The sequence below is a fragment of the Croceitalea sp. W27 genome (assembly GCF_055693185.1).
Genome location: NZ_CM146327.1, coordinates 1261776 through 1286156, shown reverse-complemented (window position 1 = coordinate 1286156; position 24381 = coordinate 1261776). Strand labels below are relative to the sequence as shown.

Genomic DNA, 24381 nt, shown 5'->3' with positions numbered 1-24381 from the left:
TTACTTTGGTCTAAAATCTTCTAGACTCAGATTACCGGAAATAAATCCGATTAGAACAACAAGAATTCCAATGCCTATAAAGACTATAAGCATCATAAAGAAATAGGCAAAGGCCCTTAAAATGGTACTTCCGATTCCGGTTTTATGGATTCTTTTAAAAACATAAAATTGGTAGATAATAGAACCCAATAGAAAAAACCAATTAAAGGTTTCAAATTGTAAATCAAATATGCTAAAAAGGATTAAGCCAAGAGCAACTTGAACAAAAGAAGCCTGCCCCGTGGTATATGCATTAGTGACCAAGTGTTCTGTATAATTAAGTTTGTTTTTATCTAAAAACAGCAACCAAGTAAGTACAGCATATATTGGAACATTTAAATACGAGAGAATGGCTTGATAGTCAAACACAAAATCCATATTTGGTGAGTCAGCATTGCTGAAACTGCTTTTTGTGATATCTATTTCGTAAACATCTCTCAAAACAAAAAATAAAACTCCTGAAAGGGTAATTGCGATGGCAAAAAAACTAACAGGGTTCATGTACTTTTTTCGAGCGCCGGATATATAACTTTCTACAACCACTTCGGGTTTTGTAAAAAGGTGCTTAAAAGTTTTAAGTAGGGTATTGTCTAAATCAAAAACTTGAAACTTTAAATCTTCCCAAATATTTTTTAAGGTCAATCGATTACGAATTACCTTTCCTCCGCAGCTTGGGCAATAGCTAAAATCTGATCGCAAACTATTTTCACAAGTTTTACAAACCATTATTCCAAGTCTTTTTTAATCATTTCTGTAAGCTCTTCAAGACTCTTATAAAGAACAAATTCTCCGTTTTTAATATAAGACACAAGTCCGGTTTCTTCACTTACAACCAAACATAGCGAGTCTGTTTTTTCAGTGATGCCAACAGCGGCACGATGACGAAGTCCAAAACGCAAGGGAATATTACGACCATTAGATACCGGTAAAATGACCCTAGTTGCGGTAATGTAATTGTCTTGAATAATGGCCGCGCCATCATGTAACGGACTATTTTTGTAAAAAATACTTTCTATGATAGGCTGAGTAATCTCAATGCTCATTTTGTCTCCAGAAGATTTTACAAAATCAAGACTGTTGTTCCGTTCAATGACTAGAATAGCTCCTGTTTTACTTATGCCCATTTTTTCACAAGCACTTATAATAGCGTCAACATTTGTTTCCGTAGGAAGCCCTTCTTGACGTAAGAACTTGAAATGTTTGATGAAGTTTCGCTTTGATGCAAAATTGGTAGAACCGATCATCAAAAGAAATTTGCGAATTTCTTGTTGAAAAACAATGATAAGGGCAATTAACCCAATATTCATAAAACCACCTACCATGCTGCTTATCATTTTCATTTGAAGCAATTCGGTAAGCTTCCAGAGGGCCCAAACAATAACAATACCTATGAAAATATTTATAGCAACGGTACCCCGTACGAGTTTATAGACGTAATATAAGAGCACAGCGACCAAGATAATATCAATTAAGTCTGTGATTTTAAATTCAAGAAAGTTTAGGAAATCCAAACGCTGTGTTTTTGTAAAATTAACAATTTTAAGAGAACTACTTACGAATCGTGCGACGCCTTTAATTCGTTAAAAAGATCAATACATTCCATCGCTTCTTTAACGTCGTGAACCCTTAAAATATTGGCACCATTGATCAGTGCTTGCATGTTTAAAGCTGTCGTGCCGTTTAACGCGTTCTGCGCTGTTAAGCCGAGCGTTTTGTATATCATCGATTTTCTGCTAAGGCCAGCCAGAATTGGTAAATCAAAAGTCTGTACTAAATCAAGATTCGCCAATAATTTAAAGTTTTGTTGAATTGTTTTGGCAAAACCGAAACCAGGGTCTAAAATAATATCATTTATTTTTTTGAGCCTAGCCTCTTTTACGCTTTCAGAAAAATAGAATAGCACTTCTTGAAGTAAGTCTTCGTAAGCGGTCATTTCTTTCATGCTCTGCGGAGTTCCTTTCATGTGCATCATTATATATGGAACTTGATGCCTTGCAACCGTATCCATCATTGTAGCATCTAATTTTCCAGCAGAAATGTCATTTATAAGGGCCGCGCCAATAGATAAACATTCAGTGGCTACCCTACTGCGAAAAGTGTCTATCGAGATCAATAGCGACGGAATTTCTTTTAGTATGAGTTGAACAATAGGTGTAATTCTTTGCAATTCTTCTTCGACAGAAATAGCTGTAGCCCCAGGTCTAGAACTATATGCCCCAATATCAATAAAGGTGGCTCCTTCAAAAAGCATTTTTTCAACTTGCTTTAGTATTTCGGATTCATCTTTATACTTTCCGCCGTCGTAAAAAGAATCCGGTGTTAGATTCAATACCCCCATTACTTTCGGTTTAGATAGGTCTACAAGCTTTCCTTTACAGTTTATGGTCATAAAAAATGTACGCTTTACAAGGTTTGTTTATCTTTGGCGAAGTGCATATGCACTGATAAAAGTCGAAATTTACGCAAATAAGCGCTTACATGCAGCAGACCTCTAAACAGTACGATGCGGTAATAGAATCGTGTAGAGAACTATTCCTCAAAAAAACGAAAGATTACGGTACCGCTTGGCGAATATTACGATTACCTTCTTTAACCGACCAGATTTTTATTAAGGCCCAACGTATTCGAGGTCTTCAAGAAAATGCCGAACGTAAGGTTGATGAAGGGGAACAATCTGAGTTTATTGGAATTATCAACTACTCTATCATGGCCTTGATTCAGATAGACAAAGGTATTTCTGAACAGCCAGATTTAAGCTTAGAAGAGGCCGTTCAACTGTACGACGAAAAGACCTCTCTTACCAAAACCTTAATGGAGAACAAAAACCATGATTATGGTGAAGCATGGCGAGAAATGCGTGTTAGTTCTTTAACCGATTTAATTTTACAAAAGCTATTACGCGTAAAACAAATAGAAGATAATAAAGGTAAGACCTTGGTTAGCGAAGGTATTGATGCCAATTATCAAGATATTATAAACTATGCAGTTTTTGCACTAATTCATTTATCGCAATAATGAAGTACTTAGTTGGTTTTTCAAGAATTTTTGTTGGCGTTCTGTTTATTATAAGCGGCCTCATAAAGCTTAACGACCCGGTTGGGTTTTCCTTTAAGTTGGAGGAGTACTTCAGTCAAGGTGTGCTTGATCTACCTTTTTTTGAACCCTATGCTTTGACAATTGCAATCGTTGTGGTGATAATAGAAGTATTATTAGGTGTAATGCTTTTGATAGGATATAAGCCCAAATTTACGGTTTGGAGTTTGTTGATAATGATTGTGTTCTTCACGTTTTTGACCTTTTATTCGGCCTATTTTAATAAGGTTACGGACTGTGGTTGTTTTGGTGATGCCGTAAAACTAACGCCATGGGAGTCTTTTAGCAAGGATATAATTTTATTGGTATTGATTCTAGTTTTGGTGGCAGGATCAAAATTTATAAAATCGATATTTAGAAATGCTACTGGTGCAGTAGTAATGGTGCTTTCGCTTTTGGGCTGTATTATATTCTGCTATCATGTTTTAAATCATTTACCGGTAAAAGACTTTAGACCTTATAAGATTGGGGTTAACATTGAAGAGGGAATGCTCGTTCCTGAAGATGCGCCAAAGGCATTATATGAATATGCCTGGCGATTTAAGGTCGATGGTGAAGATAAGATTGTGGTTACTAACGGTGATTATCCAAGCGTAGAGGGGGATTTTATAGATGTAGAAACCACTGAAATTCAAAAAGGATATGAGCCTCCAATCCATGATTTTGCTATAGAAAAAGATGGCGAAGACTTTACATCAATTTATTTGGCTGAGGAGCGATTGGTTGCGGTTATTGCCTATGATTTGGCGAAAAGTAATTCTGAGACTTTTCATAAAGTGAAAGAAGTTACTGATGAAGCAATTAGAAGGGGTTACAAAGTGATCGGCATGTCGGCCTCTGGAGAAGATAGGTCAAATGAATTTATTGAAGAATACGGATTAAATTTTGAGTTTTACTTTACAGATGAAACCACATTAAAAACTATAGTGCGTTCAAACCCAGCATTGTTGGTTATTGAAAAGGGAACTATTTTGCAAAAGGTACATTATAATGATTTAGATGAATTGAACCTAAAAGAGCCAAAAAATGGTATTTATTTCAATCTTGATTTAAAGAAAAGTTTGGATAGTGTAATGGTCTTAGATCAAAAATATAGGGCTAACTGGACCCCAGATAACTGGTCAAAACAGATTGAAATTGATAGTTCAAATCTAGATTACGTAGAAAAAATAATGAAAGAGCATGGCTATCCGGGAAAAAGTATGGTCGGAGAAAAAACAGCTAGTGCAGCATGGTACGTAATTCAACATTCTGATAAAATTGACGTTTACATAGATGAAATAAAACAGGCCGCTGACAACGGTGAACTTCCTTTTAGACTATACGCAATGATGCTAGACAGGCATTTAATGTATAACGATAAGGCGCAAATATATGGAACGCAGGGTTCATCTTATTTTATAGGTTCACCCAAAGAAATAAATTTCATTTGGCCAATTCAAAACCCCGACTCCGTAAATATTTTGCGAAAAGGAGTATTTGGAACTACGGTTGAAGAATACGGAAAAGATTTGTTTGGTGACGATTTTGAGTTCAAGAATATCACCATTGAAGAAGCTCTAAAAATAAAGAATAGTGTAAACTAGAAAATTTAAAGTCTGTACAATAAACTTAAAAACTATGAGAACCAAAATAGTTGCAGGAAACTGGAAAATGAATAAGACGCAACAAGAAACAGAAACGCTTGCGGTAGAGCTAGCGGCCAAACTACCTGATACAGGTGCAGAAGTTATTGTTGCCCCTACCTTTGTAAATCTTACAAATGCGGTACGGAGCTTAGAGAACTCTGTTATTCAGGTAGCCGCACAAAACATGCACTTTGCTGAAAGCGGCGCTTACACAGGAGAGATTTCAGCGGATATGTTATTGGATATTGATGTTGATGTGGTCATTCTTGGTCATTCTGAAAGACGTTCACATTTTGGAGAGACCGATGATATGCTTGCTAAAAAAGTAAATACAGCCCTTGATAAGAATATGCGTATAATTTTCTGTTTTGGTGAAGAATTGGAGGATCGTAAATCTGACAACCATTTTGCGGTCGTAGAAAGTCAGCTAAAAAATGCGCTTTTTAGTTTAAAAGCTGAAGCATTTAAAAATATTGTTCTTGCTTACGAACCTGTATGGGCTATCGGGACCGGAGAAACAGCAAGCCCAGAACAGGCACAAGAAATGCACGCTTTTATTAGGGAAACAATGGCTGCTAAATACGATGGAGCAGTTGCCAACAACATATCAATATTATACGGAGGAAGCGTAAAACCGGCCAATGCGAAAGAAATTTTTTCCAAACCAGACGTAGATGGCGGGTTAATAGGTGGGGCCGCTCTAAACGCTGATGATTTTATTGCAATAGTAAGGGCAATATAATCATACTTGCATGACCTATTTAGAGTTTAATTTTAAGGTAATACCGTTAGAAGTTGGCACTGAAATCCTCATTGCCGAATTAGGTGAAGCAGGTTTTGAAAGTTTTGTAGAGAACGATTCAGGCTTTCTTGCTTATATCTTAAAATCGGACTTTGAAGAAAGCAAACTTAAAAACCTTCAGCTTTTAGGCAATTCTGAATTCGCGATTACATGGAGCTTTAAAGAAATAGAACAGCAAAACTGGAATGCCGCATGGGAAAAGAGTTTTAACCCGATTAGGGTCGGTGACAAATGTATGGTAAGGGCTCCTTTTCATAAACCAGAGAAGGTAGATTTTGATATTGTTATAGAACCAAAAATGAGTTTTGGTACGGGGCATCATGAAACTACTCATATGATGTTGCAGCACATTCTTGACCATGATTTTAAGGATAAATCTGTTTTGGATATGGGCTGTGGTACCGGAATACTGGCCATTCTGGCCGAAATGAAAGGCGCTAAACGAATAGAGGCAATAGATATAGATAACTGGTGCTATTTAAATTCTATTGAAAATGTTGAACGTAATAATTGTGAGCATATCGAGGTGTTCGAAGGTGACTCGCGTTTGTTGGCTGCAAAAAATTATGATATCATCATCGCAAATATTAATAGAAATATTTTAATAGATGATATCCCAAAGTATTCAGAATGTTTGGCTAAAGAAGGTTTATTATTCCTTAGTGGGTTTTATAAAGAAGACTTAAATATTATTTCTTCAACATGTAATTTACATGCTTTAGAGTATTCTGGCAATCTTGAAAGAAACGATTGGATCGCTGCAGTTTATCGAAAAAGCTAAACAATTATGCATTTTACGAAATCGTTTTCGTAATTTTTTTCCTCATTGAAATAACCACTTAATTTTTAACCCTAAACCTTTTTACTATGAAAGATTTAAGAATCTTATCATGCGCTCTAGCGTGCGCATTTATTTTATCCTCTTGTGAGAAAGATACTGTTGACGAAACAGTGGTAGAAGCCAATAACGAGGGAGTAGTGCTTGATGTCGACTTATCACTTACTGAAGATGTGATGACTACACTTAAGACCAGTAATTTTAATACAAGTGAAGTCGGTATTATAGATTTTCATCTGCCTGATGGTTCAATTCAGAAGAGATACCAATTAGAAGGAGACATAGCTTTGTCAAAAGAACAAATGAATCAGTTTATAGAATTGGAAAGCAATAATGATCGAAACTATCATACCAATAATCTGGTAAACCCGAGAACCTTGTCAATAATTGGCTATACTGGCGGTAATTTTGCTTTGAGCAATAAAGAACGTACAGCGCTGCAGTGGGCTGTAAATAATTACAATCGATTGAATTTGGGGATTCGTTTTAACCTAACATTCGGAACGAACTTTCAGAATAAGGATATGGTTGTTTATAACAACACGATAAATAACCCTGGAGTAAGTGGTGGTGTTGCTGGTTTTCCAAGTAACGGTAACCCTAACAAGTTCATTCAAATTTATGGTTTAAGCAGTTTTTCTACGAATGTCAATGAACATGTTATAACGCATGAAATGGGGCATTCGGTAGGTTTTAGACACACGGATTGGTTCAGCAGGCAAAGTTGTGGAGAAAACATTAATGAAGGTGCCGGGAGTATCGGTGCAAATCCGATTCCTGGAACTCCGGCGGGATATGACCCAACTTCACTGATGTTGGCTTGCTTTAGTTCATCGGTAGATGGTGAATTTAACAGTAATGACGTTACAGCACTTAATTACCTGTATTAATCATTTCAATTTTTATAATAATCATGGTTATGACAATGTAGAAGAAGCGCCCATTAGGGCGCTTCTTTAATTTTTGATGTTCTTTTTTGGGTCAAAAGGTTTATTTCAATACATTTATTCAAAAAGAAGGGTAATCATGTTTAGTACTAAAGAAAAGGTTTCCGAAGAACTACTGCTAGAAGAAGAAACTGTAAAGCAAAGCGAAATCGTACTTTTTAATGACGATGTCAATACTTTTGATCATGTAATAGACACCCTTATTGCTGTCTGTGAACACACCCCAGAGCAAGCTGAACAGTGTTCTTTAATCGTTCACCATAATGGTAGGTGTACGGTGAAAACTGGCGAGTATGACGATTTAAAACCTAAATGCACTAGACTTTTGCAAGCCGGTCTAAGTGCTGAATTGGTATAAATCTTTTGCGATTTTCGTTCGCATTATTTTCTTTTCCTATATTTAGACAAAGCTGTCTTCTATGCGTGAGCAATTTACGTTTGTATCCATTTTAGCATTATTTCTGCTAAATTTCAAATTTGTTTCTGCTCAAGAGAATTATCCCATCCAAAATTTTCTGCCATCTGAATATGACGGGGAGAACCAAAACTGGTCGATATCGCAATCTGCCGATAAATTAATTTATGTAGCTAATAGTAAGGGGTTGTTAGAATTTAACGGTGCAAGTTGGGCGCTTTACCCATCGCCCAATGAAACCATAATGCGTTCTGTAAAAGTTGTAGAAGATAGAATCTATACAGGTAGTTTTATGGAATTTGGGTATTGGACGAAAAACGACTTCGGTACTTTAGAGTATACTTCACTATCTAAAAACATAAATGTTGATTTAATTGAAGACGAAGAGTTTTGGAATATTATAAGTGTTGATGAATATATTGTGTTTCAATCATTGAAACGTATTTATATCTACAATATAAACGAGAACACTTTAAATACTATTGAGTCTAATAGTACGATTACAAAGATGTTCAAGGTCGGTCAAAAAATATATTTTCAAAGAATTGATAAGGGACTTTATAAAATTGAATCTGGCAAAGATTTTTTGGTTTTTGAAGATGATATCGTTCGAAACGATGAGGTAATAAATCTATTCGGTAATGAAGAAGCGCTATTAATATTAACCAAGAACAATGGATTCTATGAATTAGTTGACGGAGGGTTAATTCCGTCCAGCGGGTTTCCCAATGATTTTCTAGCTGATTTCAGTCTATATGATGGGCTTCAATTAGATAATGGAAACTATGTTTTAGGAACAATCGCTGATGGTTTCGTCTATCTAAGCGATGAAGGAGAATTGCTTTCGCAAATTGATCAAAACTCTTCGTTATCTAACAACACCGTACTATCACTTTTTGAAGATTTAGAGCATAATATATGGTTAGGGCTCGATTACGGAATAAGCTATATAAATATTGATTCGCCCTATAAGGTTTATAATGATACTAGAAGTTCACTGGGTAGTGTTTATGCATCGGCTATTCATAACAACAATCTGTATTTGGGAACCAATCAAGGGTTATTTTATAAAAAATTGGATAGTAAGAATGATTTTAGCTTCATTCCTGGAACTCAAGGCCAAGTATGGTGTTTAGAGGTTATAGATGATAGTTTGTTTTGCGGACACAACTCCGGAACCTATGTGGTTAATGGAAATCAAGCCAAAAAAGTATCCAATGTACAAGGCACCTGGAAAATAGCTAAGTTGACTAATAGACCTAATCTTTTACTACAGGGTAATTATGACGGACTATACGTATTGGAGAAGCTTAATAATACTTGGCGGCTTAAAAACAAGATAAAAGGTTTTGATAATTCATCTAGATATTTTGAGACGCTCGGTAATCAAATATTCGTGAATCATGAATATAATGGTGTTTTTGAGCTTACTGTAAATGATTCTTTTTCAGCAGTTGAAAATGTACGTATAGATACCATAATAAAAGGCTCCAATTCTGGTATTGTAAAGTACAATGGAGACTTGTTATATGCTTATAAAAAAGGCATACTAAAATACAATCGAAACAAAAAAGGCTTTTTTAAAGACAGTTTGCTTAGCAGTATATATAATGAGTCGGAATATGAGTCGGGCAAATTGGTTGTTGACAATAATGCCAACCGGTTATGGGTTTTTAACCAATCAAATATCAGCTATGTGAGTCCCGATGGACTAACCAATACACCTAAGATTAAAAGCATTCCATTAACAAAAGAGATGCGAGACGGAATTTTAGGCTATGAGAATATCATAAACCTCGATAACCAAGGAAACTATTTGTTAGGTAATACCTCGGGTTATATTGTCATTAATACAAACGGTTTGAGGGCTAAAAGCTTTGAGGTTAAGATTGATGAAGTAAGTAACGGCGGTATTTATACGGATAAAAAAAACTATAGTCTTATATCGGATGGTAGTTATAATAGTAAAGAAAATGATTTCAATTTTTCATTTTACGCCCCAGAATACAATAAATTTTCAGTAACACAATATCAATACAGGTTACTAGGAAAATATGAACAGTGGAGTGAATGGTCTGCAAAAGCCGAAGTACTTTATGAAAATCTTCCCGCTGGCGATTATGTTTTTGAAGTAAAAGGAAAAATAGGAAATGATCTTTCCAAGAACAAAGCTTCGTATTCTTTTGAAATAGCTAAACCTTGGTACATCAGCAATGTAATGGTCGTGCTTTATGTTTTAGGTGTATTGCTTTTTTCATTCTTCATGCATAATATGTACAAGCGGTATTATAAGAAACAACGTGAAAAATTAATTGAAAAAAATAAGCGTGAATTAGAATTCACACAAATACGTAGTGAAAAAGAAATCATTAGAATTAAAAATGAGCAATTAGAACTAGAAAACAAGGGTAAGGGTAAAGAATTGGCGGCCTCTACAATGAGCATAATTAAGAAGAATGAATTGTTATCGACCATTAAAGAAGAGTTGAATAAAATAGCTGATCAAGAGGCGCTTAAACCAGTAGTTAAGATTATTGATAAAAGTTTAAAGCGCAATGATGATTGGGAACTTTTTCAAGAAGCCTTTAATAACGCCGACAGTGAATTTTTAAAGAAAGTAAAAAACTTACATCCGTCTTTATCTCCAAACGATCTTAAACTATGTGCATACCTAAGATTAAACCTATCGTCTAAAGAAATAGCACAACTTTTGCATATCTCACCAAGAAGCGTCGAAATAAAGCGCTATCGATTGCGTAAAAAGCTGGATTTAAAGCACGAAGAAAACTTGGTCAACTACATTTTAGGACTTTAGTTAGTACATCATTTCTCAATTTAGCCTCAACACTTAGAATTAGAACCTCAACATTACCTATACAGTCCATTTTTAACGGTATTTTTTTTGTCTAGCGATAATAAAGAAATACGTGCCTTTTTGAGTTTTTTATTAAACAAAAGGGGGTTCATATGGTAAATTCCTAAAATTTACACCCTAAAAATGTTATGTATACTTTTTGTAGGGGTTCATTTTATGGAATTCGTATTCTTTCCATATATATTGGACCAACCAAAAAAAACTAAATGGATACACTTCAGAAAAAATTACTCCAACTAACGTTTTTATTATATACTTCATTTGCATTTAGTCAAGCAGCGAATGTTTCTGTTGTTAATGATGATAATGGGACGAAGCTAGTAGTCAATGGGGAGGACTTTATGATTAATGGTATGAATTGGGATTACATTCCAATTGGAACCAACACCGTTAATGCTAATTTTTGGAAAAAGTCTGATGACGTAATCAAGGCAGGTCTTGATACGGAGATGTCACTTTTAAAGAATATGGGTGTTAATGTGATAAGACAGTATACCGGTGTCCCTGCAAAATGGATTCGGTATATCTATGAAAACTATGGTATCTATACCATGTTGAATCATTCTTTTGGGCGCTACGGCTTAACGTTGGATGGTGTTTGGACTCCGGTAACCATTTATGATGATGAGAAGACAGCTGCTTTTCTGATGGCAGAAATGGAAGAGCTGGTTAAGGGCTATAAAGATACCCCTGGACTTCTAATGTATCTTTTAGGAAATGAAAACAACTACGGTTTGTTTTGGGCTGGGGCGGAAACAGAAGATTTTCCTGATGATGAAGGAGAAAAGCAATTTATTGGTGAAAAACGGGGTCGACCTATGTATCGACTAATGAATGAAGCCGCAAAGCTTATGAAAGCTGCTGACCCATCTCACCCCGTAGCTATTTGTAACGGAGATGTACTCTTTATTGATATAGTTGCCGAAGAATGTAAAGACGTCGATATCTATGGAACAAATACGTATCGCGGGGCTTCTTTTGGTGACATGTTTCAAGTTGTTAAAGAAAAGCTTAATAAACCTATAATGTTTACCGAGTTCGGTGCCGATGCGTTTAACGCGGTTGAGAATAAGGAAGATCAATATTCTCAGGCCTATTACATGGTAGAGAACTGGAAAGAGATTTATCAGAATGCCCCTGGTTTGGGTAAAGCCAACAATTCTATTGGTGGCTTTACATTTCAATTTAGTGATGGATGGTGGAAATTTGGTTTTGACGATAGAAAGAATGCCGATGTTCACGATAATAATGCATCCTGGTCCAATGGTGGTTATGCAAGGGATTTAGCATCGGAAGGGGCGAATAACATGAATGAAGAATGGTTTGGAATTTGTGCAAAAGGCGCTACAAACCCCAGAGGTCTGTATGAACTTTACCCTCGGGCGGCCTATTATGCTTTACAGGATGCGCATCAATTAAATCCGTATGATGAAGGAGTTAATCTTGATTTTGTAAACAATCATTTTAAAAATATTCAATTGATGGATGCCGTGCTCAAAGCACGTGGTGATAAAGCTGCCTTAACATCAGAGCAAAGTGATTTACTTCGGCTAAGTAACCTTCAAGCGAAGTTCTCAACCTTTAGCACTGGTGGTAATTTACTAACTACACCTAATAATGCAGATCCTGATGACCCGAACACCTTTCCTAATCAACTAGGTTTTGACCATATGCAATCTTACTTTATTGGTGTTGAAGGAAAACCGGCACCGAATATGAGAGCTGAGGTCAATATTAATGTTGTGGGTAATGTGGCACAAAATCCTATAAATGAAATTTTTTATGAAAATAATTCTAGACCTATAGAAGTCAACACAGATCAAGGTAATGTTCTTGTTCAAGATGTAAATAGAATAAGAGTATATCAAGCAGAATTTGAATGGAATGCGAAAGAGTTTGATTTAAGAGGTTTTTACAGAACAGGTCATTACCATTGGGGTTACGAAGGTGACTTTTTCGGTTTTTATCCTGAAGCTAATTATGGACCTAATCTTGACATTTATAATGGTGAGATCTTAGGTATGGAAGTTGATGGTAAGGGCGCTTTAAAAGGTCTAAAAGCCGCAATTGGACCTCAACTATGGTGGGGTGCTAACCCTACAATGCTTTTTAAGTACAGCACCCACCTAGGTAAGTTCGGAGTTACCGGTATTTACCATAGAGATTTCGAAAAAGACGTCGTTCTTGATGATAACGGAAGACGTTTACTAGATGTAAACCAAACGCGTAGTGGGGTTATACCCGCATGGCCTACAGAAAGAGCTTCTATCGCTATCGAAAGGGAATTTGGCAAATTTGGGATTGCTCTTGGAGGAATCTGGAGTGGTAGTCCACTTAACGATATTGCCTTTCAAGATGTTAGAGGTGAATCCGGCAATTATGTGGTGTTTGAAGATAGAATTCAATCAACGGACAACTGGGGCGGTAAGGTTAAAATAACCTATGAAGGCGGAAAGTTCAACTGGTACGGCCAAGCGGCTGCCATGGGGCTCATCGCGAACGGGGGTGCAGACCAAACATTGACCTTTACAGGTTGGAAATTAAGAGATTCAGGTAGCGGCAATCAAACGAACGTTTTATCGGGCTTTACATTTGCTACCGGTAATTTTCAAATTGCACCAAATTTCTTGTGGCAAAAGCCTCTGGTAAATGCAATGCCAAATGATGTTCAGGGCCCCGGTCGTTTAAGAAATATAATTGATGACCCATTTTCGGTACGAGCAAACCGTGAGACTGTAGGTGGGGAGATATTGCTGACCTTTGATCCAACACCAGGAACATGGATGTATGAGTGGGATAATGATAGATCAGAAGACGCCAAGTTCGCAGCGAATTTAGGTTTTGTGTATCGTCACCTTCCTACAACGCAAGATGCGGCTATTGGATTTTTGGCGAATCGTACTTTTTTCGCTTTTCCAAACTCTGCTCCGGCCGAAGACTTATGGGAAGTGCATTCAAGAATGGTATCTAAGCTAGGGTCCGATTTCGGAATAATCGGAAACTTCTATTACGGTAATGGTCAAGCAAATGGAGACAGTGATCGATTGATAAGACGTTTTGGTGGAGACATTAGAATGCTTTATAAAAAATGGAAAGTACAGTATACCCAGAAAATTAATGATTGGGGACCATTTGATTATCACCGCGATTTCAACCTAACCTATCCTGTACAATTGATGTTGGATATATCTACGACTCTTGGTAAACCAGATTGGTTTATTCTACCAAGCACGCAAGTCGGTATTAGAGGTACATGGCGTTCCTTGAACGAGTTTTCACCAAGGTACCTTCCTAACAATGCTCTAGAATTTGCTACGGAGCCAATTATAAGTCCGGTCGGATTTGGAAATGGTAGCGAATGGGAAATAATGACTTACGTACACATCAATATCGGGAAATAAAAGAGAAAAAAATGGAGAATAAAAAATATATCAATTTACGTTTTATAGTTCTTTTAAGTTTAGGGATTAGTATTTTTTCCGGCTGTGAAAGAGGACTCTCAGATGATGTAGAATTTGCAGAATTTCCGTCTAATGGTGATGTTTTTTTAGATGCTTTTTCATCGGGATTGGATTACTTCCCTTTTGTTGATGCAGGGGCTGATCCTGAAGCATTTAGTGTTGAAACTGAGGAGGTTTTTGAGGGAGATGCCGCCATGCGATTTGATGTACCTTCCTTTGGTAATGGTTTTGTAGGGGCTACCTTTAATACAACGGCCAAGAGAAATCTTTCGGAATTTGATGCCCTAACCTTTTATGCAAAAGCTTCACAAGCTGCATCAATTGATGCTATAGGTTTTGGAATTTCCGGAGAAACAGGTAATCAATTTCAAGTAACACTTAACGGTTTGCAAGTCAGTACAAGATGGCAAAAGTATGTAATACCGATACCAGACGCATCAAAACTAATCGCAGAAACAGGTTTGTTCTGGTTGGCGGAGGGTGCTTCTTTTGAAGGAGATGAAGGCGGTTATTCCTTGTTTTTTGATGAAATTCAATTTGAAAACCTAGGTACTATTGCCCAGCCTAGTCCTGCTATTTTTGATGGTCAAAACGCTGTAGAAAACACCTTTACTGGTTCTAGCCTTGCTGTTAGTGGACTTACCCAGACATTCAATTTAGAAAGCGGAGTCAATCAAACTGTAACCGTGGCCCCATCGTATTTTGATTTTACATCTTCTAATACCGATGTGGCTATAGTTAATGAAAGAGGCGAGATTTCTGTTGTAGGTGAAGGAACGGCTGAAATATCCGCAATTCTTGCAAACGTTGCCGCAAGTGGTAGTTTAGAGGTTATATCAGGTGGTGGATTGCAAGCAGCCCCGGCACCAACGTTACCGCAAGCAAATGTAAGTTCTATTTTTAGTGATGCCTATGTAAATGCGACTGAAAGCAATTTTACTCCTGGTTTTGGTGGCTCCACTACAGAGACTACAACAACCTCCGCCAATGGCGACGCAGTACTATCATATGTCAACAACAACTTTACCGGAATCATTTTCGATAATACTGTCGATGGCTCCGCAAGAACTTTTTTACACGTTGATGTATTTGCTCAAGAAGCAAACGTCGAAGTAGGGCTACAAATTAGAGACGTTGGGGCCAATCAAACCATAGAATCTGATAACAATGGTTTTCCAATAGCAGATGATGTCGATTTTAGGTTTACGCTGAACAACTTAACAGTTGGTGAATGGACTTCTTTTGACATTCCACTTTCAGGAGATATAGCAAATCAGAAAAATAATTTGGGGGCAATCATTCTTGTGGGCGGACCAAATTTCTTATTGGATAACATCTATTTTTTTAACGAGTAAAAGAAATTTTAAAACAGAGAAAATGAAATTAGAAAATAGATTACATAAAGTAGTAGCAACCATTGTTCTTGCAGTTTTCATGTTTGCTTGCGAAACTGAAGACGAACAAAGGGTCGTAAACTTTACACAACTCGTGGTTGCGGATGAATTTAATATAGATGGCGCGCCCAACAGCAATATCTGGGGTTTTGATATTGGTACCGGAGAAAATGGTTGGGGTAATAATGAACTTCAATATTATACGGATAGAACAAGCAATGTTAAGGTAGAAAACGGCGTGTTGGTTATTACTGCGCAAAGAGAAAATTTTGAGGGTTCTGCTTTTACTTCTGCTAGATTGCTCACTAAAGATAAATTTGAACAGCGATATGGTCGTTTTGAAGCTAGAATTCGACTTCCGTTCGGGCAAGGAATATGGCCTGCATTTTGGATGCTCGGCGCAGATATCGATGAAAATCCATGGCCGGCCGCAGGTGAAATAGATATTATGGAATACAGAGGGCAAAACCCTACTGTTCTTATTGGTAGCGTGCACGGACCTGGATACTCTGGAGGTAATGCAATTTCAAAGGAATATATTTTAGAGAATGACAGATTTGATACCGGTTTTCATGTATTTGGCGTAGAATGGGGTCCAGAAGCTGTTAATTTTTATGTGGATGATGTCTTATATAATCAAATTACACGAGAGGATGTTACCGGAGAATGGGTTTTTGATAAGCCCTTCTTTATGTTAATGAATCTTGCCGTAGGAGGCTCTTTTGTAGGCTCACCAAACGAAGAGACCATTTTTCCACAATCCATGTTGGTAGATTATGTTAGAGTCTATGAAAACACAAACGAGAACTAAAAAACAAACTAATACTAAACTATAACTATTATGAAATATTTAATGAATAAGACCAAATATATCTTCTTATTTATTTTAAGCATTTCCTTTTTGGGGTGTGAAGAAGAAGATGAGGCTAATCTACCGGAAGTAGTTGCGGGTTTTACTTTTATACAAAGTGAAACCACGGGGACCGTTACATTTACAAATATCTCGGAAGAAGCTCAGCTTTATGAGTGGGATTTTGGGAACGGTACTACTTCAACGGAAATTAATCCGATTAGAACTTTCGCTGAAGGTACTTTTACGGTTTCTTTAAAAGCTTCAAATATTGCTGGTGCATCTAATACATTTGAAGACCAGATTACTATTGATATTCCGGATACTATGCCCGATTTTGACTCCGGCTTGTTGACCAACGGAGGCTTTGAAGCAGGTGGTGACTCCTGGACTGGTAATGCATTGAACGTGCAAACAGAGGGTGGTAATAGTTTTAATTTGGCCAATGTTGAAACGGCAGGAAATCCCTTTGACGTTAATTTAAGCCAGGTCGTTGCGATTACTCAAGGCACGAACTACATTTTAACTTTTGATGCAAGTTCCGACCAAGCAAGAACAATGCTGGCAGGTATAGGATTGAACGAGGCACCATTTACCAATACGACTGTAGAGGTAGACTTAACAACCGATATGCAAACATTTACATTACAATTAAGTGCTGCGGATTTCGGTGGGGCCAATAGTCGTGTATTATTTGATATGGGAGCTGATGTTGGTACTGTAGTAATTGACAATGTATCATTAGTTGAAGGTGGAGATGGCAGTGATTCTAATACTGGAGGAAGCAGCTTTGATTCCGGCTTGTTGACCAATGGAGATTTTGAAGCCGGTGGAGAACCTTGGATAGGTAATGCATTGAATGTACAGACAGAAGGAGGCAATAGCTTCAATTTTGCTAATGTAGAAACAGCTGGAGATGCTTTTGCTGTAAACTTAAGTCAGGTCGTTGCGATTACCCAGGGAACGAACTATATTTTAACTTTTGATGCAAGTTCCGACCAAGCAAGAACAATGTTGGCTGGTATAGGATTGAACGAGGCACCATTTACCAATACGGCACCAGAGGTCAATTTGACAACCGATACCCAGACTTTTACATTGCAGTTGGCCGCCAATGACTTCGGCGGAGCCAATAGTAGAGTATTGTTTGATATGGGGGCAGCCGTAGGTACCGTGGTAATTGACAATGTATCATTAGTTGAAGGTGGAGACGGCAGTGATACCAACGGTGGAGGTTTCGATTCCGGTTTGTTGACCAATGGGGATTTTGAAGCCGGTGGAGAACCTTGGATAGGTAATGCATTGAATTTACAGACGGAAGGAGGCAATAGCTTCAATTTTGCTAATGTAGAAACAGCTGGAGATGCTTTTGCCGTAAACTTAAGTCAGGTTGTAGCAATTACCCAGGGCACGAACTATATCTTAACTTTTGATGCAAGTTCCGACCAAGCAAGAACAATGTTGGCTGGTATAGGATTGAACGAGGCACCATTCACCAATACGGCACCAGAGGTCAATTTGACAACCGATACCCAGACTTTTACATTGCAGCTGGCCGCCAATGACTTCGGCGGAGCCAATAGTAGAGTATTGTTTGATATGGGGGCAGCCGTAGGTACTGTAGTAATTGACAATGTATCATTAGTTGAAGGTGGAGATGGCAGTGATACCAACGGTGGAGGTTTCGATTCCGGTTTGTTGACCAATGGGGATTTTGAAGCTGGCGGAGAACCTTGGATAGGTAATGCATTGAATGTACAGACGGAAGGAGGCAATAGTTTTAACTTTGCAGATGTACAAACTGCAGGAGACCCTTTTGCCGTAAACTTAAGTCAGGTTGTAGCAATTACCCAGGGAACGAACTACATTTTAACTTTTGATGCAAGTTCCGACCAAGCAAGAACAATGTTGGCCGGTATAGGATTGAACGAGGCACCATTTACCAATACGGCACCAGAGGTCAATTTGACAACCGATACCCAGACTTTTACATTGCAGCTGGCCGCCAATGACTTCGGCGGAGCCAATAGTAGAGTATTGTTTGATATGGGAGCAGCTGTGGGTACAGTTGTTATAGACAATGTTTCTCTTGTAGAAGGTGGAGATGGTAGTGACACCAATGGTGGGGGAAGTAGTTTCGATTCTGGCTTGTTGACGAATGGGGATTTTGAGAATGGCGCAGCTCCTTGGATCCAAGGGGTCGACGACAATAATCCAGCACCGGTTGTTACAGAAAATGGAAATACTTTTTATTCCATAAATGTAACGAACCCTGACCCAGGAGCTCCTTTTGTAGTCAATCTCAGTCAAAAACTTGAAATCACGCCAGAAGCAACATACACTTTAACATTCGATGCGTGGTCAGATACAAACAGGTCTATAATTGCTGGTATTGGTTTAAGTGGTGGAGACTTCTCAAATACAAATGAAGCTGTAAATATTACCACGACTAGAGATACCTATTCTGTGACCTTGACAGCGACAGGCTTTGGAGATGCTACTTCTAGGGTTTTATTTGATTTAAATGCTGAAGCGGGTCTTGTAAATATTGATGATGTATCATTAGTATTGGATAACTCTGGATCTGGCGGCGGCGGTACTTGTACACCTCCCGCTGCAGGTGAGTTTATTACTGATGGAGGTTTTGAGCAGAATGCAGGATGTTGGCAGTTGATCAACAACGGTGGAACCGTTACAATTTCTACAACGGTTAATAATGGAGGTAGTAATTCTGGTCAAATCAAAACAACACCAGGTAGCAATCCGGCCCTTAAACAAGAACGTGTTGGAGCAGGAACCATAACTCCTAATACAACTTACGTCGTGCAGTTCGACATTCAGGCAAGTACAACCGATCTACCTGCAGATGGTGCTGTTTTTCAAGCATTCACTTTTTCTGAGCCAGCCGAAGGTTCAACTGATCCGGCGGTACAGCATGTTCTAGTGACAGGTGACGCTAGTTTTCCAACGACATGGGAAACCAGAACATATACATTTACCACGGCTGCTAGTGTAGATGGTGGTGTGTCCTTACTATTAGAACTAGTTTGCGGCGGTGCAGGAACATGCACTGGAACAATTAATATCGATAATGTTTCTATTACGGCTCAATAGAATAGAAGAGTATCCTATCGTTGATACGACGGATATAGAATAGATGTAAAATAAAAGGCTAGTTAGAAATGTGTTCAACTAGCCTTTTTCAACCAAAATCAATCAAAAAGAGGTGTCACCTTGTGGTACTTTAAAAAGTTGAACCAATCAATGAGTTCCAAAGAAATTACAGGCAAACAAATCAAGTTCGAAAATGAAAATTTTTATAAAATTTCGAATAGCGATAAAATGCGACCATTTTTTATGAGCATTGTAAGTGATTCCAATCACTGGATGTTTATTTCTAGTAACGGGGGGTTAAGTGCCGGGCGAAAAGATAGTGATAACGCGCTTTTTCCTTACTATACGGACGATAAGATTACCGAGTCTTATGATAACACAGGAAGCAAAACAATTTTTCAAGTAACGGTATCTGATACCATTAGAATATGGGAGCCATTTTCTGAGCGATATACAGGGGTGTTCGCAATAACGCGAAACTTATATAAAAACGAGTTTGGAAACAAAGTAGTTTTTGAAGAAATAAATCATGATTTAGGGCTAACTTTTCAATACCAATGGAATTCAAGCGACCGTTTTGGCTTCGTTAGAAAAAGTAAAGTAGTTAACCATTCTGGTAAGGCTATTCAGATTAAGGTTTTAGACGGAATTCAAAATATTATGCCTTATGGTGTTGGGGCCAGCACCCAACAGGTGAGTAGTAATTTGGTCGATGCTTATAAGCGAAGTGAGCTGATACAGGATTCCCAACTCGGAATTTTTGCGCTTAGTGCTATAATAGTGGACAAAGCTGAACCAAGTGAGGCCTTAAAAGCGAATGTAGTTTGGAATTTAGGTCTAGATAATCCCAAAATCCTTTTGTCCTCATTACAACTCAATGCCTTTAGAAGCGGAAACATCGTTCATGAAGAGATTGATGTAAAAGCCGAGAAAGGAGCTTATTTTATTGTTACCGACTTTAAACTTCAAGCCGATGAAGAAAAAAAATGGGCACTAGTTGCCGATGTGAATAAGAGTTCAGCAAAGGTTCTTGATTTATCCAAAGAACTGGTAAAAAATAAAAACCTAAATAAAGAGGTTTTTGAAGACATAGCTCTTGGTACTAGAAATTTGATAAAGCTTACCAATGCTTCTGATGGAAAGCAGCTTACTGCCGATAAAAGAAGTAATACGAGACATCATTCCAATGTGATGTTCAACATCATGCGCGGCGGAATTTTTGATAGTAACTATACGATTGAAAAAGACGACTTTCAGCATTATCTGGAAAAAGCAAATAAAAATGTTTTTTCGAGCAAAACAGAAGTTCTAGATGAGCTGCCAACTCATTTTTTATATAAAGAATTAAAAGAACTTGCCGAAAAAAATAATGACAGCAATTTTAAGAGGCTATGTCTTGAGTACTTGCCTTTAAAATTTAGTCGAAGACATGGCGACCCAAGTAGACCATGGAATAGATTTTCAATCAATACCACTACGGAAGAGGGCGATAAAGTCTTAGACTATGAGGGTAACTGGCGCGATATATTTCAGAACTGGGAGGCTTTGGCACATTCTTACCCCGAGTTTATAGAGGGTATGATACATAAGTTTTTGAATGCTTCCACTTTTGATGGTTACAATCCCTATCGAGTGACCAAAGATGGTTTTAATTGGGAAATTATTGAACCAGATGATCCATGGTCATACATTGGTTATTGGGGCGATCACCAGATTATATACCTATTAAAATTCTTGGAGTTTAGCGAAAATCACTATCCTGGTGAATTGGCTAAATATTTTGGCCAAAAAATCTTTGTATATGCCAATGTACCGTACAAGATTAAGAGCTACACCGATATCTTAAAAAATTCCAAGGACACTATTGTTTTTGATGAAGAATTAGATACTCAAATTAATAAAGAGAGAATTAAAGTAGGTGCCGATGCTGCACTTTTAAAGAATCAAAATTCAGAAATCTATAACGTAAACCTCCTTGAAAAACTCTTGGCGACAGTGTTGGCAAAGGTATCCAACTTTATTCCTGAAGGGGGTATCTGGATGAATACCCAGAGACCGGAGTGGAACGATGCAAACAACGCCCTAGTGGGCAATGGAGTGTCTATGGTGACTTTGAATTACCTAAGAAGGTTTTTGAGTTTCTTTGAAAAATTGATGGAAGAAGCTCCTTCGGAGCACTATGAGGTTTCCAAAGAAGTAATAACTTTTTTCAATGAAGTCAGGTCGACCCTGAGTGCAAATATCTCCAAGCTTTCTGGAAAAATATCCAATGCTGATAGAAAGAAAGTGATGGATGGTTTAGGCAATGCAGGAAGTGATTTTCGGAATCTTATTTACAAAAAGAGTTTTACTTCCAAAACAGGAAAACTTACCAAAGAAGATGTTTTACAGTTCATTCAAATAACGTCAATACATTTAGAACATAGTATACGAGCCAATAGAAGGGATGACAATCTCTATCATGCCTATAACTTAATGACCGTTGAAAATGAAACTGATGTTTCCATTTCGCACTTATCCGAAATGTTAGAAGGTCAAGTAGCTGTATTGAGTTCTGGTTATATTTCGGCGAAAGATTCGTTAGCGTTATTAGATGGCTTAAAGCGTAGTGCTTTGTTTAGAGAGGATCAATATAGTTATCTACTTTATCCTAATAAGGAGCTGGCCAAGTTTGTCAATAAGAACAATATTCCCTCAGATAGTATTGAAAATTCGGCTTTAGTACAGCGACTTTTAAAAGATGGGAATTCAAAAATTGTCGAAAAAGATAATGATGGAAATTACCATTTTAATGGTTCGTTCAATAATGCCGACAGCTTGAAAGAAGCTTTAGCAGCCTTGCCCAAAGAACTTTATGGAGAACTGATTCAAAAAGACAGAGAATTATTGTTGTCAGTCTTTGAAGAAATATTTGATCATAAATCTTTTACAGGTCGATCAGGAACTTTCTTTGGTTATGAAGGTTTAGGGTCCATTTATTGGCATATGGTCTCTAAATTGCTTTTGGCTGTTCAAGAAACTTGCCTAAGGGCTATCGAAGAAAAAGAAGATGAAGAGACCATAGGTAGATTATTAGAACATTACTACGAAATTAATGAAGGTATTGGTGTACACAAATCTCCAGAATTATATGGCGCTTTCCCTACCGACCCTTATTCACATACTCCTGCAGGTAAGGGAGCACAACAGCCAGGAATGACAGGTCAAGTAAAAGAAGATATCTTGAGCAGGTTTGGTGAGCTTGGTGTTTTTGTTAGACAGGGGAGGGTAGTTTTTAAACCAAATTTGTTACGAAAAGAGGAGTTTTTGAAAAATCCGTCAACTTTTGAATATCTCGCCATAAATGGCAAAGAAGATAAGATTGAATTAGAAAGAAATGAGCTTGCATTTACGTATTGTCAAGTGCCAGTAGTATATAAAACTGCCGGTAAAGATAGTTTGATTGTCTTTTTTAATGACAACTCAAGAGCTGAGTTTACTAATTTGTCATTAGATGTGCCAACGAGCAAGAAAATTTTCGGAAGAACTGGTGAGGTCAAGCAAATTCTCGTCGAGATTAAGAAGTAAATATTGAACTGAAAAAACAGAAAATTATGAAAAACTACTTTAAAATAGTCACCTTTATCATTATGACATTGGTAGTTTTTTCATGTAAAAAGAATACCAATTCAGAAAGTAAAACAACCACAGTGAGCCAAGAATTGAGCAAAAGTGCAGAAGATATTTTAGGGAACCCTAAATACCTAGCTATGTCATATGGAGGATATAGAGAAGTTGATCATGATATAGAACCGACCATAGCGCAATTAAAAGAAGACATGAAGATTTTGAGTGCTATGGGCGTTAAAATATTGCGAACCTATAAAGTGCATCTACCACATGCATCAAATGTTTTAAAAGCAATTAGTGAACTAAAACAAGAAGATGCAAGCTTTGAAATGTATGTAATGCTTGGTGCTTGGATTGACTGCAAAAATGCTTGGACCGATATGGAGCCGGACCATAATCAGGAAAGTGAACGTAATGCCGTCGAGATTAAAGAAGCGGTAAGGTTGGCCAATAAATATCCAGATATTGTTAAGGTTATTGCCGTAGGCAATGAGGCCATGGTAAAATGGGCCGCTAGTTATTATGTGCAGCCATGGGTAATTTTAAAATGGGTGGATCATCTTCAAGAGTTAAAAAAATCTGGAACGCTTTCAAAAGACCTTTGGATTACCAGCTCAGATAACTTTGCATCTTGGGGCGGTGGAGATACCGAATACCATGTAGAAGATTTGAATAAGTTGATAGCAGCGGTAGATTTTCTTTCAGTGCATACCTACCCAATGCATGATACACATTACAATCCTGTTTTTTGGGGTGTTTTAGAATCTGAAAAAGAATTGTCGGAGGTAGAAAAAATTGATGCGAATATGCTTAGGGCGAAAGAATATGCCATGTCTCAGTATAATAATGTTCGAAATTATATGAAGAGTTTAGGTGTAGATAAACCTATTCATATTGGAGAAACGGGTTGGGCAACTACGTCAAACGGGCACTATGGTCCAGAGGGTTCTAAGGCTACCGACGAATATAAAGAAGCATTGTATTATAAGCATATGAGAGAATGGACCAATGAAGAAGGAATAGCGTGTTTTTACTTTGAAGGTTTTGACGAACAGTGGAAGGATGCTGCCAACCCTTTAGGTTCAGAAAATCATTTTGGATTGATAAACCTTAAAAGTGAAGCTAAATATGCTATTTGGGATTTGGTGGATAAAGGAATTTTTGAGGGTCTCACTAGAGATGGTAAACCAATTACTAAAACTTTTAATGGAGACAAAGATGAATTAATGAAAGAGGTTTTAGTTCTACCTTACAAACAATGAGCAACAGGCAATCACATAACAATATTGTATCCTTAAAAGCGAATGGAATTTGCT

The 24381-nt window shown here is 37.5% G+C and carries 16 protein-coding genes; 13 read left to right on the top strand and 3 right to left on the bottom strand.

What is annotated here, in order from left to right:
* From ACZ1GR_RS05730 to folP, 3 genes are read right to left on the bottom strand one after another with little or no spacing between them, the layout of a single operon-like run.
* A complete protein-coding gene (locus tag ACZ1GR_RS05730) occupies positions 1–738 on the bottom strand; it encodes a DUF3667 domain-containing protein (RefSeq protein ID WP_472611248.1) in 738 nt (245 codons plus the stop codon).
* A 26-nt stretch (positions 739–764) separates the two neighbouring features.
* On the bottom strand, positions 765–1550 hold the full coding sequence (cdaA, locus tag ACZ1GR_RS05725; protein WP_472611247.1) for a diadenylate cyclase CdaA: 786 nt from the start codon (positions 1548–1550) through the stop codon (positions 765–767).
* A 41-nt stretch (positions 1551–1591) separates the two neighbouring features.
* The gene (gene folP, locus ACZ1GR_RS05720; protein ID WP_472611246.1) at positions 1592–2428 is read right to left on the bottom strand and encodes a dihydropteroate synthase; all 837 of its coding nucleotides are present in this window, start codon (positions 2426–2428) and stop codon (positions 1592–1594) included.
* A gap of 89 nt (positions 2429–2517) precedes the next feature.
* Between folP and ACZ1GR_RS05715 the strand changes: the two genes are divergently transcribed.
* From ACZ1GR_RS05715 to ACZ1GR_RS05655, 13 genes are all read left to right on the top strand, one after another.
* Positions 2518–3054, top strand: a complete 537-nt coding sequence (locus ACZ1GR_RS05715) for a DUF1599 domain-containing protein (protein ID WP_472611245.1) — start codon at positions 2518–2520, stop codon at positions 3052–3054.
* Entirely contained in the window at positions 3054–4718 is a 1665-nt protein-coding gene (locus ACZ1GR_RS05710) for a BT_3928 family protein (protein ID WP_472611244.1), read from the top strand. Before ACZ1GR_RS05715 ends, ACZ1GR_RS05710 begins: the two co-directional genes overlap by 1 nt.
* Positions 4719–4752: 34 nt before the next feature.
* Positions 4753–5502 (top strand): triose-phosphate isomerase, encoded by a 750-nt coding sequence (gene tpiA / locus ACZ1GR_RS05705; protein WP_472611243.1) that lies wholly within the window; start codon positions 4753–4755, stop codon positions 5500–5502.
* Positions 5503–5512: 10 nt separating this feature from the next.
* A complete protein-coding gene (prmA, locus tag ACZ1GR_RS05700; protein WP_472611242.1) occupies positions 5513–6343 on the top strand; it encodes a 50S ribosomal protein L11 methyltransferase in 831 nt (276 codons plus the stop codon).
* 86 nt (positions 6344–6429) lie between these two features.
* The gene (locus ACZ1GR_RS05695; protein ID WP_472611241.1) at positions 6430–7290 is read left to right on the top strand and encodes a zinc-dependent metalloprotease; all 861 of its coding nucleotides are present in this window, start codon (positions 6430–6432) and stop codon (positions 7288–7290) included.
* 136 nt (positions 7291–7426) lie between these two features.
* On the top strand, positions 7427–7705 hold the full coding sequence (locus ACZ1GR_RS05690) for an ATP-dependent Clp protease adaptor ClpS (RefSeq protein WP_377765515.1): 279 nt from the start codon (positions 7427–7429) through the stop codon (positions 7703–7705).
* 61 nt (positions 7706–7766) lie between these two features.
* Positions 7767–10577 (top strand): helix-turn-helix and ligand-binding sensor domain-containing protein, encoded by a 2811-nt coding sequence (locus tag ACZ1GR_RS05685; protein ID WP_472611240.1) that lies wholly within the window; start codon positions 7767–7769, stop codon positions 10575–10577.
* A 266-nt stretch (positions 10578–10843) separates the two neighbouring features.
* Positions 10844–14038, top strand: a complete 3195-nt coding sequence (locus tag ACZ1GR_RS05680) for a glycoside hydrolase family 2 TIM barrel-domain containing protein (protein WP_472611239.1) — start codon at positions 10844–10846, stop codon at positions 14036–14038.
* 11 nt (positions 14039–14049) lie between these two features.
* Positions 14050–15453, top strand: a complete 1404-nt coding sequence (locus ACZ1GR_RS05675; RefSeq protein ID WP_472611238.1) for a glycosyl hydrolase family 16 — start codon at positions 14050–14052, stop codon at positions 15451–15453.
* A gap of 22 nt (positions 15454–15475) precedes the next feature.
* Positions 15476–16303, top strand: coding sequence for a glycoside hydrolase family 16 protein (locus ACZ1GR_RS05670; protein WP_472611237.1), 828 nt, complete (start codon positions 15476–15478; stop codon positions 16301–16303).
* A 30-nt stretch (positions 16304–16333) separates the two neighbouring features.
* The gene (locus ACZ1GR_RS05665; protein ID WP_472611236.1) at positions 16334–19456 is read left to right on the top strand and encodes a carbohydrate binding domain-containing protein; all 3123 of its coding nucleotides are present in this window, start codon (positions 16334–16336) and stop codon (positions 19454–19456) included.
* Positions 19457–19606: 150 nt separating this feature from the next.
* Positions 19607–23023: a hypothetical protein gene (locus ACZ1GR_RS05660; RefSeq protein ID WP_472611235.1), complete on the top strand. Its 3417-nt coding sequence runs from the start codon at positions 19607–19609 to the stop codon at positions 23021–23023.
* A 26-nt stretch (positions 23024–23049) separates the two neighbouring features.
* Positions 23050–24327 (top strand): glycoside hydrolase family 17 protein, encoded by a 1278-nt coding sequence (locus tag ACZ1GR_RS05655; protein WP_377765503.1) that lies wholly within the window; start codon positions 23050–23052, stop codon positions 24325–24327.
* Positions 24328–24381 lie beyond the last annotated feature (54 nt).